Annotated in this window: 14 protein-coding genes; 6 read left to right on the top strand and 8 right to left on the bottom strand. The window is 47.9% G+C overall.

What is annotated here, in order from left to right; genetic code table 11:
• Window positions 1–32: 32 nt before the first annotated feature.
• From GQF01_RS12570 to GQF01_RS12580, 3 genes are read left to right on the top strand one after another with little or no spacing between them, the layout of a single operon-like run.
• The gene (locus GQF01_RS12570) at window positions 33–890 is read left to right on the top strand and encodes a carbon-nitrogen hydrolase family protein (RefSeq protein WP_161407089.1); all 858 of its coding nucleotides are present in this window, start codon (window positions 33–35) and stop codon (window positions 888–890) included.
• Between the two features lie 24 nt (window positions 891–914).
• The gene (locus GQF01_RS12575) at window positions 915–1,613 is read left to right on the top strand and encodes a GNAT family N-acetyltransferase (RefSeq protein WP_235959486.1); all 699 of its coding nucleotides are present in this window, start codon (window positions 915–917) and stop codon (window positions 1,611–1,613) included.
• 17 nt (window positions 1,614–1,630) lie between these two features.
• Window positions 1,631–2,302 carry a GNAT family N-acetyltransferase gene (locus GQF01_RS12580; RefSeq protein WP_161407090.1) on the top strand — a complete coding sequence of 224 codons (672 nt, stop codon included), beginning with the start codon at window positions 1,631–1,633 and terminating at the stop codon, window positions 2,300–2,302.
• 63 nt (window positions 2,303–2,365) lie between these two features.
• On the opposite strand, the gene GQF01_RS12585 is transcribed toward GQF01_RS12580, so the two are convergent.
• Window positions 2,366–2,815 carry an SRPBCC domain-containing protein gene (locus GQF01_RS12585; RefSeq protein WP_161407091.1) on the bottom strand — a complete coding sequence of 150 codons (450 nt, stop codon included), beginning with the start codon at window positions 2,813–2,815 and terminating at the stop codon, window positions 2,366–2,368.
• Between the two features lie 92 nt (window positions 2,816–2,907).
• Between GQF01_RS12585 and GQF01_RS12590 the strand changes: the two genes are divergently transcribed.
• Window positions 2,908–3,705 carry a helix-turn-helix domain-containing protein gene (locus tag GQF01_RS12590; protein ID WP_161407092.1) on the top strand — a complete coding sequence of 266 codons (798 nt, stop codon included), beginning with the start codon at window positions 2,908–2,910 and terminating at the stop codon, window positions 3,703–3,705.
• 120 nt (window positions 3,706–3,825) lie between these two features.
• Here the strand turns inward: GQF01_RS12590 and GQF01_RS12595 are convergent, their stop codons facing one another.
• Genes GQF01_RS12595 through sigY form a run of 3 tightly spaced genes read right to left on the bottom strand, consistent with a single transcriptional unit; the run spans window position 3,826 to window position 4,954 of the window.
• The gene (locus GQF01_RS12595) at window positions 3,826–4,050 is read right to left on the bottom strand and encodes a sigmaY antisigma factor component (protein WP_161407093.1); all 225 of its coding nucleotides are present in this window, start codon (window positions 4,048–4,050) and stop codon (window positions 3,826–3,828) included.
• The gene (locus GQF01_RS12600) at window positions 4,040–4,432 is read right to left on the bottom strand and encodes a DUF5345 family protein (protein ID WP_161407094.1); all 393 of its coding nucleotides are present in this window, start codon (window positions 4,430–4,432) and stop codon (window positions 4,040–4,042) included. Before GQF01_RS12600 ends, GQF01_RS12595 begins: the two co-directional genes overlap by 11 nt.
• Entirely contained in the window at window positions 4,433–4,954 is a 522-nt protein-coding gene (sigY, locus tag GQF01_RS12605; RefSeq protein WP_161407095.1) for an RNA polymerase sigma factor SigY, read from the bottom strand. It lies immediately after the preceding gene.
• Window positions 4,955–5,123: 169 nt separating this feature from the next.
• Here sigY and GQF01_RS12610 point away from each other — a divergent pair, with 169 nt between their 5' ends.
• Entirely contained in the window at window positions 5,124–6,023 is a 900-nt protein-coding gene (locus GQF01_RS12610) for a GNAT family N-acetyltransferase (RefSeq protein WP_235959489.1), read from the top strand.
• A gap of 307 nt (window positions 6,024–6,330) precedes the next feature.
• Here GQF01_RS12610 and pyrH read toward each other — a convergent pair whose 3' ends face one another.
• The 3 genes from pyrH to GQF01_RS12625 all read right to left on the bottom strand — a co-directional run bounded on the left by pyrH (window position 6,331) and on the right by GQF01_RS12625 (window position 11,676).
• On the bottom strand, window positions 6,331–7,071 hold the full coding sequence (gene pyrH, locus GQF01_RS12615) for a UMP kinase (RefSeq protein WP_161407097.1): 741 nt from the start codon (window positions 7,069–7,071) through the stop codon (window positions 6,331–6,333).
• A 231-nt stretch (window positions 7,072–7,302) separates the two neighbouring features.
• On the bottom strand, window positions 7,303–8,628 hold the full coding sequence (locus GQF01_RS12620; protein ID WP_328803446.1) for an MFS transporter: 1,326 nt from the start codon (window positions 8,626–8,628) through the stop codon (window positions 7,303–7,305).
• Between the two features lie 156 nt (window positions 8,629–8,784).
• A complete protein-coding gene (locus GQF01_RS12625) occupies window positions 8,785–11,676 on the bottom strand; it encodes an ATP-binding protein (protein WP_161407099.1) in 2,892 nt (963 codons plus the stop codon).
• Between the two features lie 225 nt (window positions 11,677–11,901).
• Here GQF01_RS12625 and GQF01_RS12630 point away from each other — a divergent pair, with 225 nt between their 5' ends.
• Window positions 11,902–13,089: an EAL domain-containing protein gene (locus GQF01_RS12630; protein ID WP_161407100.1), complete on the top strand. Its 1,188-nt coding sequence runs from the start codon at window positions 11,902–11,904 to the stop codon at window positions 13,087–13,089.
• A gap of 487 nt (window positions 13,090–13,576) precedes the next feature.
• Here GQF01_RS12630 and GQF01_RS12635 read toward each other — a convergent pair.
• Window positions 13,577–13,770: IS3 family transposase (locus GQF01_RS12635; RefSeq protein WP_161407101.1), on the bottom strand; the 194-nt coding region annotated here is incomplete at its 5' end.

Consider the following 13,770-nt stretch of genomic DNA (forward strand, 5'->3'; position numbering starts at 1 on the left):
ATACAAATGATGACAAGTTGGGAGAGATGACGTTGAAAATGCGAGTTTCGGCCGTGCAGTACCATTTGCATACGATACACAATTTTGAAGAGTTCGCTGCGCAGGTGGAGCATTATGTGAAGGTGGCTCAGGAGTTTGAGGCGGATTTTGTGCTGTTTCCAGAGCTGTTTACGACACAATTGATGTCCATTGGCGATGAGAATGGCAAAGCACTGTCGATTGAGGCGTTGCCGTCGTTTACGGAGGCTTATCGGACGCTATTTCAGGGGTTGGCGAAGCAAACAGACATGCATATCATTGGCGGCACGCACATTACCTCTGAAGAGGGTAAGCTGTATAACACGGCCTTTTTATTTTATCCGGACGGACGTGTTGGGGAGCAGAAAAAACTGCACATTACCCCGACCGAGGTGAAGGAATGGAATATGGGTGCTGGGGATTCGCTGCAGGTTTTTGACACGGAGAAAGGCCGCATCGCGATACTCGTCTGCTATGACGTGGAATTCCCGGAAATCGTCCGAATGGCTAGAGCTCGCGGCGCTGATGTGCTGTTCGCTCCTTCCTGTACGGATGACCGGCATGGGTTCCACCGAGTGCGCTACACGTGCCATGCACGGACTATTGAGAATCAAATCTACGTCGTTACTACGGGTACGGTCGGCGCGCTGCCAACGGTTGATTTCATGAGGGCGAATTTCGGGCAGGCTGCAGTGCTAACCCCGAATGATGTGCCTTTTCCGCCAAAAGGCATTATGGTCGAAGGCGAAATCAACGGCGACATGGTGGTCACGGCTGATTTGGATCTAGATTTACTAACCCTTGTCCGCGAAAAAGGTTCTGTCACCACATGGCGTGACCGCAGGACGGATCTATACACCGATTGGTCCTAAATGGGGCGAGGAGGTATGCCAAACATGATGGATGTGAATTCGCACCAATTTTACGCTAAAAAGCTGTACGTCTTCGAAGGCGATAAGCCCATGCAGGCAGTCATACGCAATTATGAAAAAGATGACATTGGCGCGCTGATTCGCGTTCAGCAGGAAAGCTTTCCACCGCCTTTTCCGTCGGAATTATGGTGGAATGAGGAGCAGCTCACGGAGCACATCACACGATTTCCCCAAGGCGCACTCTGTGTAGAGGTGGGGGGCAAGATTGTGGGTTCCATCACAGGGCTGCTTGTCGACTATGATGAAGAGCATGCAGGTGATCATAGCTGGTCGACGCTAACAGATGATGGTTATATCCGTACGCACCAGCCTGATGGCGATACCCTGTATATTGTGGATATCTGCGTGATGCCTGCCTATCGCAAGTTCGGTCTTGGCAAATGGATGATGCAGTCCATGTATGAAGTGGTCGTGCATTTGGGGCTGCGCAGGCTGCTCGGAGGCGGGCGCATGCCGGGGTACCACCGGCATGCCGAAGAGATGACCGCGGAGGAATATGCGAAGGCGGTCATGGCAGGGACCTGCAAGGACCCGGTTATTACGTTCCTGCTGCGCTGCGGGAGAACGCCGGTGCAGGTTGTGCCGAATTATTTGCAGGATGAGGAATCATTGAACTATGCGCTTTTGATGGAATGGCGGAATCCATTTCGAATTAGTAAGTAAAGGAGCTTGAGGAACTTATGGAATACATACGGATAACAAGTATTGACAACCCTTTGTTTCGTGCGATGCATGATCTGATGAAAGAGGTATTTCCCCCGGAAGAAGTGCTGGAATATGCGTTATGGAAAGAGCCGCTCGAGGACCCGGGTATTCGGGTGTTTGTTGCTGTGCACGAAGGGAAGGTCGTTGGCACGACAGAGTACCGCTATTATGAGGATTTTCAAGTGGCGATGACGGATTTCACGATCATTGGTCAAGCAGGACTTGGCATTGGCCGTTTCCTGGCGCGCAAACGTTGGAATGACCTAGAGGCTCTGGCGGCTGAGTCGGGCAAACCGATGCTGGGAATGTTCGCTGAGATCTATGATCCATATCGGATCGAAGGGCATGCGTTTGGCGGCGTGAAGCCAATGGATCCTTACGTGCGGCGAGAAGTCTTGTCGCATCTCGGTTACAAAAGAATTGATTTCACCTATGTGCATCCTTCTTGGGAAAACAATGGGGAAGCGGTGGAGGAGCTGGACCTCTGCTTCTTTCCGACAGACGAAGACATGACGCAGCTTGATGCAGCGATTGTCGTGAAGTTCTTGAAGCGTTATTATGCCGTTCTCGCAAATAAACCGCAGGCGTGGCATGCTATGGTTGAAGGGCTTGAGGGGAAAGCAACGCTGGCACTTTTACCTTTATAAGTGGAAAAAAGCTATCTCAAAGGTTCGGAAAGTTCATCTTCCGTCTCTGAGATAGCCCTCTAATTACCAACCAAAGTCTAACGTTTTACCAGTCTCCGCAAGTGTCTTAATGTTGCTTAAAGTCATCCACCAGCTATCCTTCGTTCGCTCGAAGCTCGGGTGGTTCGGCGTCCATTGGTCATTGATGAGTGTCAATTTCGTGCAGCTGCCGACCGTCTCTAACGTAAACGTCATTCGCGATTCAAAATCCGCATGATTCGGGTTGTAGGACGGACCAGCATGCTCGGTGCAGGAGAGAAGTTTCTCCGGTTCGTAGGCCAGAATCTTGCCATAGACATGCACCGTTTCGTCGCCTTCATTGCCAGGTCCAATGTATCTGAAATCAGAACCGATCTCGAACGTAGACTCCAGTACGCTGCCGAAGAGAATTTGACGCGTCCCCTCCGGTGTCACCAGAATATCCCACACTTCTTTGCAAGTTGCACCAATGTAAAATTCGTATTTTAATTCCAACTTTAGCTCACTCCCTCGTTATGTGTTAAGTTTATGATATAGGTTTGTACGCACCAAGTATTGTAAAAACGCGACAAGGAGTGATTGCTGTCATGTCAGGCCTCATTAAGCCCAGTCTAGGAATCATGAATCTCCAGCAAACTGCGCAGAAATTTCAGCTTTCCAGGCTTGCACCCTCGGAAGAATTGGCCTTTTTCATTCGCCATTATTGGATCGTTCGGTGGGATTTGAGAGGCCAAGAGCCTTATATACAACACGTGATCCCGAATCCCTGCGTCAATCTGATCGTTGAGCCCGGTCAAACGGCCATTTACGGTCCTGGAAAAGAGAAATACGGCCATCACCTGGAAGGCCATGGCTGCGTATTTGGCGTAAAATTTAAGCCTGGCGGTTTCTATCCGTTCTTTAAACAGCCGGTTTCCGGCATGACCAGCCCGCTGAGCATTCAGAGTGTCTTTGATGCTGATCCGCTTGCGCTAGAGGCTGACATGTTTGCACAGGAAAATGAACAGCAGATGGTAGCGCTCATCGAGCAATTGATCCGGCCCAAGCTGCCGGAACAAGACACGCAGGTGGCTTTTATCAACGAAATCATTGATTATATTAACGAGCAGCACGATATCACGAAGGTAGACAGCCTCTGTGAGCATTTCCATGTGAACAAAAGAACGCTGCAGCGCCTATTCGACCACTACGTAGGCGTTACGCCCAAGTGGGTCATTAAGCTGGCGCGTATCCAGAATGCGGCGGAGATGACCGATGTGAGCGATAAGCCGAACTGGTCCAAGCTGTCGATGGATCTGGGCTATCATGACCAGTCGCATTTTATTAAGGATTTCAAGTCCATTATCGGCCAGACACCGGATGAATATGCCCGGCAGGCGCTGTAACATAGAGAAGAGCCGGTCCCTTGAGGGGCTGGCTCTTTTGGGTCTTCTTGCTTATCTGTACGCCATCGCTCAGTTAGATGGAAAATAGCTGGAGTAATCGGCGTTAATGAAAACAAAAGCTCAATTCCCCCTGCGCGAAAAGCTGCGGTGAATCTTGCGTACCGCAAACAGGTATACGATGAGCGGCGTCGGCGCCTGAAGGATACCCCATATCCCCCAGAACCAAGGGTAACGAGCACTCCTTTTGCGCGCATCAACGAACAGCCATGTGCTTTGCACGAGCAGAATAAGAGCAAGGCCAATCCAAGCCCATAGAGGCAGTACATCCCAATTCTCATGTTTCATGTGAATCCACCTGCTTTCGAAGGAGTAGCCAAGCTAGAGGCACTAGGATCGCCAAGGCTTGGAAAGTAATGAAGGTAACCGGCTGTGCAGCTGCGACCATGAAAAGGAGATAGAGCAGCAGCAGCGCAGCGCCCCACAGTTTGAGCAGATCACTGAGCAGCAGCGAACGCTGCTTTTTCTGTACGGCGGCGATTTGTTGATCGAACCAAGCGCTGCTTGGGCGTGAAGCAGGGAATAAGCCGTCTAACGCGTCTAGGCCTTGCTGTAGACTCTGAACGGCAGCCTCCGTCTCCGCCTCGGTGTTGTTGCTCGGACCATCCTGCTTACGTCCAGAGCTGCTCGTTTGAGGCCTTTTATGATTGGCGTCCTGGAAATCGTCCATCTACACCAGCTCCTTTCGCAATTGTTTCAAAGCGTTATGCACTCTCGATTTGACAGTCCCTTCCGCGATGGCAAGGATTTGCCCAATTTCTTCATAGGTGTAGCCGTAGTAATGCTTGAGAATAACTGGAATGCGGCTTTCCTCCGGCAGTTCAGCCAAGGTATTCAGCACATCGGGCCAAGCCTCGTTCTGACTTTCGGCGTGCCACTTCATCTGACGCAGGGCGCCAGCCTGCTGCTGTTCCAGCCATTTCTTTTCGCGTTTGCGCCGCCGCGCTTGGTCAATCATTAACCGAGTGGCTATCGTGATCAGCCAAGAGGAGAATTTCGATTTCGCGTTATACAGCTTTATTTTCTCGATGCATCGGATCATGGTGTCTTGCGTTAGGTCTTCTGCGAGCGCCGGATTCAGCGTTATTTTCAACATATATTTATAAACAAACTCATAATGCTGCTGTAACAACTGGGACAGAGCGGTGCGATCTCCCCGCGTAGCCCGATCAAGCAAATCTTGCTCTTCCAAGTCAAGGATCACCCTCTCTGCCAGAATTCATAGATAATACGAATAGCAAGAATCAACCGTTCACCGTACACGAAACTTTATGTAAAATTATTTATTAGCTTACCACGCTGAAGAGCAGACATGTATAATGGCAGTAGGCAAGCTACTAAGTAGTATGGAGGACAATCTATTGAAACAAGGCATATTTGCGCGGGCAGGACTGTCACCGCAGGAGCTGAAGGAAGTTAGGAACCTATGGGAGGCCTGCAACAGCCATGACCATATTGAGATAAAGCTGAACTGGAGTACATTATCGGATCGTCCACCGGGCGTGACGAATGACTTTTTATTTTACCGGGATGACCGGATTGTCGGATTTTTGGCGATATATTGCTTTCTGTCCACGGAAGTCGAAATTAGCGGAATGGTGCACCCAGAGGCGCGGAACCAAGGTATCTTTGGCCAGCTGGTCCAGACGGCACTGGAAACGTGCAGACGCCGAGGAGTACCGAAGGCGATTTTCATCAATGAACGGGGCTCAGTGAGTGGGAAAGCTTTCTTGACGAAGCTTGGCGCAGAATATCGTTTCTCTGAATACGTGATGGAGCTTCAAGAGGGTGCTGGAGGAGTACTGCAAACCGGAGATCAGCTGCTGACGCTGCGTACCGCGAATGTGCAGGATAGCGAGTTGCTCATTCAACTTAACGTGTCCGGCTTCAATATGTCTGAGGACGATTCGAGAGAATACGTTAACCAAACGATCAGTGCGGAGAAAGAACGAACCTTGATTGCTGAGGTAGGGCACGGAGAGCAGAAAGAGCCGATTGGTAAAATTGGAGCCATGATTGGGGAAGATGCCAGCGGATTCATCTACGGCTTTTGCGTATTGCCTGAGCGCCGTGGACAAGGTTATGGGCGTCAGATTTTGAGTCAGACTATCGTGTATTTGAAGCAGGAGCATCAGGCGGGTTTGATCAAACTCGAGGTTTCGGTGGAAAATGAGAAGGCGCTAGGGTTGTATGAATCTTGCGGCTTTAGAACGAAGAACGCAAATGACTATTACGTGCTTATGCTCGACCAGAAGGAGTAAATAAAGAAGGATAGAGCGACAGTTGCTAAACTGTTCTCTATCCTTTTTAGTGTCTGCGTGCCTAGTGAGCGGAACTAGAGGGCGTTATTTCAGCGAAAATAGGCGTTTGAGCTAGTGAGAGGGAACTATGATCCGCTATTTTGTCATTTGATGATGAATATAGCAGATTCGGCTGAAATAAGAGCCTCTAGTTCCCTCAATCACCTGAATCATCGCATTTCGCCTAGATAGTGCCCTCTAGTTCCTCTATCAAGGGTCCATCCTTGTAACACGGGCTGTAAGGTACCCCGAATCACCACTTGGTCAATTACCCCTGCTGATAAATGAGCTCGGAGGCACCGCTGATGATCGTGCCCGTATTTTGTCCTACGCATATTTCTTTCATGGAACCGGGTTTATCGAAATTGAACACATGGATGGGAATGTGATAATCCCGCGCCAGAATAAAGGCAGACTGATCCATGACCTTCAGGTTGTGGTGGATGACGTCATTGTAATGGAGAGATTTGTACTGGAGAGCCTCTTTATGATGTTTAGGGTCTTTGTCAAAAACGCCATCGACACCTTGCTTCGCAACGAGAATGGCTTCACAGTTTACTTCGATAGCTCTTTGGACCGAGGGGTAGTCTGTCGTGACGAATGGCTGTCCATTGCCCCCTGCGAAAATAACGATGTATCCTTTTTCTAAATGATGAATGGCTCTAAGCCGGATAAAAGGCTCCGCTACAGAGGCGATCGGAATCGCCGTCATGACGCGCACTTCCGCGTCGGTTTTCGCTTTCAGTACACCGCGCAGCATCAAGCTGTTGATGACGGTAGCGAGAGTTCCGATATTGTCAGCCTCCGCCTTCTCAATGCCCCAGCTCTCGCCCATATTGCCGCGGAAGATATTGCCCCCGCCAATGACAAGACACACTTCAACACCTAATTGAACAACGGTCATAATTTCATTCGCAATATGATCCAGTTGTTTAGGATCGAAACCGAATTCGCTTTCCCCTGCAACAGCCCCGCCGCTTAGCTTAATGAGGACTCGTTTGTACCGCATATGGATCTCTCCTCCCATGACACAATTGGTATCCCTATCCTTGTTTCTACTCAAAGCTGCCCGTTCATTAGCAAAGAACGGTTTTCAGAGCGAAAAAAAACACTAAAGCAACGAACGCTTTAGTGTTTATTAGGAATGAGAAATAGGAAATGATACTGTTTCTGCTTGATCACAGGACCCTTCATACCCCTCACACCTTTCCGCTTATGATTAAAAGTTATTGTACACGAACTAAGTAGAAGAATGCAATTTCTGTGGAACTCGCATGTGCACGATGAGTCCGACAATGACCAGTAGCAGAAGCGAGCCAAGCGCAACTCGGCTGGCCAAATTCCCCGTGGAGGCTAGCGCCAGCGTAATCGATCCGTACAGAGCAGGCCCAACAATCGAGGATACTTTTCCCGAGAAAGCGAATAGGCCGAAAAACTGACCGCGTTTCTGGGCAGGCGTCAATTGCACAATCATCGTCCGAGACGTTACCCACATGGCGCCCATTGATACGCCGTAGAGACTGCCGGCAACCCAGAATAAGCTTTGGCTGGTCGCTAAGGATGCGATGGCAATCGCGACGATGAGAACGAAGGCAACGATGGTCACGGCTCTTTTGGGCCCCAGACTGCGGGTGACATAGCCAAAGAGGAAGGAGCCGATGATGCTCGATACGGTCGAAACCAAATAGAGGAGAATGAACTGCCCCGTTGTGAATCCCATCACCGTATTCGCATAAATCGCCATGACAGCTATGGCGGTGGCAATGGCATCATTAAAGAAAAAGTAAGCGATCATGAACAGGAAAGCGGCACGATACTTTCGCGCCTCCTTGAAGGTAGCCCAGATCTCGCGGTAGCCGCTAAGGAGCGATTTTTTCTCGCTAACCGGTTTCAGCGGTTTCTCTTTGTATAGGAACATAATCGGCAGGGAGAATAGCAAGAACATGAGCGCGCTTGGAATAAACGTATTTTCAAAATGATTGCCATTAATTAAAGGGAAAACAACTAGGCCAACTAGCGTGCCTACATAACCAACAGCTACGCCTACGCCTGAAATGATCGGGATTTCACGCTCGCTGCCTAGATCCGAAATCATTGAGTCGTAGAAGATTAAGCTGGAATTATAAAAGAATTTGGCGACCATGAAGAAGAAAATCACACCTAGAATCGAGGTATTCAGTCCCATCCACTGCTGGTCGGTATGCCAGATAGCTGAAGCGCCCATGAGCAGAGTCGCCGCGATGGCAATCAAGGTAAAGGGGACAAGGTAGGCCTTCTTTTTGCCAGTACGGTCGATCCATACCCCGAATAAAGGGGACAGCAGGACGAGAAATAAACTCGATAAGGCATTGGAGTACGTGATAAAGGTGCTGGCTATCTGGTTCAATTCCTCGCTTTTTCCTAACGTTTCTTTTAAGTAAAAGGGGTAGAAGACCGTCACAATATTGGAGGAAAAGATGGTGTTCGCGAAATCGTACATGGCCCAAGCGAATATCGGTAAAGAGAAGAACAGCGTCCAGGCGCTGCGTGTTTGTATCGGATTGGAAGCGGGCTCAAGCTTTGCCACCAGGGTCACCCTTTCCTGCTTATTTAAGTTCATTTTTCTCTAGTATATTGGCTGTCAGGCCGAGAAATCCCTGTCGCTTTACAATAAAAAAATCTCCCCACCCCCAAGATGGAGGAAGAGAGATGAACAAGCTAGTTAATAAGAGATGCAGCGATGCTAGGCGTCTGATGTAGGCTTCTTAATTTCAACCTCAATCATATCCATATTTTCTTTCATCTCAACCACATCGATCCCGTTGCGCAGCAAAGTGTTAGAGAGAGAATCCTTGTCCTGAGAAGGAAAAACGTACGCATTACTCTTCTTGTTATCGAGTAAATTTTTGGCTACCTGGACTAGACGTTCCATGGAGAAAGGTTTTTTGAGATATTTCTGAATCTCTTTCTCATGGAAATCATGGGGTTGATCCAGTGCCGTAGAGACAATAACTGGAGTCTGATAATACATGGGATGCCTGGATAAGTCGGAAATGAAATCCCATCCGTTTTTTACACCTTCAAGGTGAATATCCACGATGAACAGAATCGGTTCACCTTTGCAACGGTTCAAGGCAATAATCCCCTCTTCTGCAGAGCGCAGTTGGATGGAAGGAAGATCCAGTTTATTCAGCGCAATTTGAATCAATTTGGCGAGGTCATCATCATCTTCGAAAATAACGATTTTCCCATCCATGGATGATAGCTGATACTGATCGAATTCAATCCGGAAGGTCGTGCCGGTACCCATCTGAGATTCGTACGAGATCTGTCCGCTGTGCCCTTCCACGATCTCTTTCACAATAGCTAAGCCTAAGCCGGTTCCGCCGATTTGGCGTCGGTCGGAGTTATCGACACGGAAGAATTTGGAGAACATTTGATCATGCGCTTCCTCCGGGATACCGAGGCCGTAGTCCTGCACTTTTGCAACGATTTTACCATTCTCAATGGATAAATAAACATCGATGCGCTCAGCGCCAGGAGAGTACTTAATCGCATTGCTGATCAGGTTATGGAAAACTTGCCGGATCCGATCGGCATCTGCCCGCACCCATAATTCCGGTTCCTGCTGATGGATGACGATGCTGTGGTTTTGCTTATCCTGCCACTGATCAACGATATCCTGTACAGTTGGCAGTAAGTTGATCGGGGAGAAGTGATATAACTGCCGCCCGGACTCCATGCGCTGTAAATCGAGGAAATCATTGATTAAATTGGAGAGACGATGTGCTTCTTTATAAATGGTTTCCATGTATTTCTTCTGTTTATCTTGCGGCAGCTCGCGATGGAGCAGAATCTCAATGAAGCCAAGCACGCTTGCCAAAGGAGTCCGCAGCTCGTGAGAAACGATGGAAATGAACTCGTTTTTCATTTCATCGACGCGCTCTTCTTCCGTCCGGTCACGGAAAACAAAGAGGTAACCCTGCTGCTCAGTATCTTCACTGACGACAGTTGCATACAGCTCTGCATGCTGAGGCTGATCATCGAGCACAAAGCCAAAACGCTGTGTCAGATGCGTATGTGCACCGCTAATTAGCGCTTCTATGGAAGAAGCAGCACCGAAGAAGCTCGGAGTCTCAGCGGCAATTGCGTGACAGCTAACGACTAAATTCTCGCCGATGCGCCCATTCAGGCCAAAATAGCGGTTCATCCGATGGTTAGCGAATAGGATGGTCCCCTCGGAGTCACACATCATCATGCCCTCGTGTGCCGATTCCAAAATATTCTGAATCAAGTCGCGTTGGCCCTCAATTAATAGCTTCTCGGCAATAAGCTCGTCGTTCAAATCTGCCAAGTGAGCGGCTTGCTTCACTCTCTCATCATTCATCACTTGAGCAAAAAACGCCAAGCCAAACTGACGGACCAAGCCTTTCGTCAGGCGTTGGTTGTTCTCCTGGAACACGGAACTTTGGTAGCTCGTCAGGAGCAGGAAGCCGATGACCGTCTGTTTGTCGTCAAGAAGAGGAACGTAGTTATCGACGGCATGCATCATCCCGCCATGGACACCCTTTTCATGTCCAGATACATCACGTGTATGGACCAGATTCGTACCTTCATCAAAAACACGCCTAGCCGGTCCAAATAACTCATTCTGATGAACCTGAATGTGCTCTTTCGGATATCCGATAGAATGAATGACTTCATACGTGTAATTGTCATTATCGCTATTGCTTGCTTCACGTTTCATAACAACGAGAGCAGCGTCCTGTTGTAGGGAATTTAGCAGAGCAGGCAGCGTTTGCTTCAAGAAATCCTTGAGCTCCACGTAGCCAGTAAGCTTCTCTTGGTAGGAAGAGATCAGCTCAAGATCCCTTTCTCTTTCAGATAGCTTGGCTAGAGTGATTTGCTGCTCTTCTTGCTGTGCAATGATCTCCTCATTCTGCGTTTCGAGGCTTTCCGCCATATATCGATAGGTTTCTTCGCTTTTACGAAGCTCCTCTTCCGCGTGAATAGCCCGGAAAGAGATGAAGATGGACATCACGCCTGCGATGAGGGCAATAATGCCTCCAACCATGGTAATCGTACGAGAGGTTTGCCCCGCTTTGAGAGATGAGTTGTAGGCGTCTTCTGTGATTTGTACAATCGTCTTCTCAATACTCGTATGGATGACACGGTAACGATCCATCATCGTTTTGCCTGAGTTAATCCGGGTTCTAGCTTCTTCCGTTTTACCTGCACGAATGAGTTCTAATTGGCTGTCAAAAAAGCGTTGCAGGTTAGTAATGGCCGGTATAGCTTGTGTATCCATGATGAGCTGGAGTGTCGGATACTTTTTATCATATATTCGGATGTTGTCCAGATCTGCTTCCAGCTGTTTTTTGCCTGTGGTATAAGGATCCAAATATTGCTCATTGCCCGTTAACTCGAAACCGCGAATGCTGGTTTCCTGATTGATCAGGTCGGTCAGCAGGCTGTTCGTGGTCTTGGAGATCGGAATGGCATCATTCACGATCGCATTGCTCTCACTTTCCATGTTCCGGGAAGCAATATAGTTCGACACGCTGACAAAAGCAAGTAATGCCACGATTAAAATAACGTATAACATGGAGATTCGCGATCTCGTGAATGTTTTCATAGCCACTTGGTCACCTGAATTCTACATAGAATAAATGAGTACATTTCGGTTAAAATTCGACAAGCTGCAACAATATTCCTTTAAAAATCGACCATGTTATGTTTTCTTCCATGAATTCGTTGCAAGAAGCGACAATGTCGTTTACAATACTAGTCATTACGAAGTTTTTGAAATTTTATGTCATATTTAGGAACATGAAGATTTCACATGAGGAGGGCGCACAACGTGCAGGTTAACGACAGCAGGATTCCGCTGAGACATGAAGTACGTCCATTCTTCCAGCCTATACTCTCTCTTCAGACGCAGGAAATCATCGGCTATGAGACATTGGGAAGGCGAATTAGAGAGGATATTGTCGAAAGCTTGGGGCCTTTTTTCAAAAATCCTGACATTCCGGAAGATGTGCAGCTTCCCATTGATCGACACTTAAGGGAGCGAGCGATTGAACAGCTTGCCTCTACGCAAGATGAAAGCTTGTTATTTATTAACTTAAAACCCTCATGGATCTATCGGACTTATAAGCGCACAGGCGTGCTGCCAACGATTGAACTATTGCGGAAATATGATATAAATCCTGCGCGTATCGTGATTGAAGTTACCGAAGAGGAATTCACAGGAAAGCTGCAAGAGCTAACTCAAATTGTCGAGTTATATCGGCAATTCGGTTGTATCATTGCGATTGACGATGTAGGCAGCGGGTTCAGCAATTTCGATCGCATCGCGAGTTTGCAGCCGAAAATATTGAAAATCGATCTTAATATACTGAAAAAAAGCGCGATTCATGCGGGATACAAAGCCCTGATGCAATCTTTTTCCATCTTGGCGGCTCAAATGGGAGCTTCCCTGCTTGTGGAAGGCATCGAAACGAAGCAAGAACTGCACAGCGCGCTGCAGGTCGGTGCGAGGTATGTGCAAGGTTACCTCTTTTCGAAAGCAGAGCCGTATTTGCAGCATAAGGATGTTTTTAAACCTATGCTGAAAGAAGAGATGGGCCTTTTTGGCCAAGGGGAATTTCAGCGGAACAGCCATCTCTCAGCCATTCATCAAAGCCTGGAAGCCCTGAACCAATCGACCATTCGTATTTTGACGGCGGAAGACGCGGATCAGCTAATTGAACATACGATCACAACCGTAACTGATAATTGTATACGGATCTACATATGTGGGGAAGATGGCTATCAAATCTCATCCAACTATATTCGCAAAGAGCATGCTTGGAGCAAAGACGAGAGCTATCGCGGAGCGAACTGGACGTGGCGCCCGTATTTCATCTCCAACATTCTCATGATGAACCTGCAAAAGCAGGGGATCTTATCACAAATGTATACGGATCTAGATACCTCGCATCAGATTCAGACCTATTCCTGTACGTTGGGAGAGGGGTATTATTTGTTTCTGGATTTGCTGATATAGGCGAAGGTTGAACACATAGGAAAAGGCTGTCCTCGAAGTGGATTTCTCTCTTGGAGGACAGCCTTTTGTTTTACTTCTTCCCTTTGTCTTCGTTGTATTAAGTACAACTTAAAGACAATTTATGTTTGTTATCTAACAGTTCATTGTAAAGAGTACAATCAATTTGATGTACATGGCTCGAAAACAGCTCATTTTATAGTAGAACGCTGTACTTTATGCAACATAGAGCTGAATAGAGGAGCATTTGCGGGAATGTGGGTGTACAAAGTGCAACATAGAAAAGACCGTCAGGCATTTTGCATTTTGCCTAGACGGTCTTTTTATGTGGGCATGAGAATGGGAAGCAAGAAAAGACACATAACGGGAACTACAGGGCGCTATTTTACTGACAACGGTCAGACCCCCTAATTCCGGAGAGTTGCTAACGAAAGTAACGATGCCCTTAGAATTCCTTTGTTTCTCTTTTCTTTTCGTTCATGTTCTTCTTTTAGACGGCTCGAATGTACTTGGCTAGCTGGTCCGGGTGGGCACTTGCCCACTGCATGAATGCTGCAGGGGATCGTTTACCAAGGTTTTGGTGCATGCGTCGATTGTTATAGAAGTTTACGTACGTTTCAACGGCGTCGTAAGCTTCCTGGAATGTACCAAAAACCTCTTTTGTTAGTAAATCTCGCTCCAGTG

The organism is Paenibacillus silvestris, from assembly GCF_009882985.1.
GTDB classification, from domain to species: Bacteria; Bacillota; Bacilli; order Paenibacillales; family NBRC-103111; genus Paenibacillus_E; species Paenibacillus_E silvestris.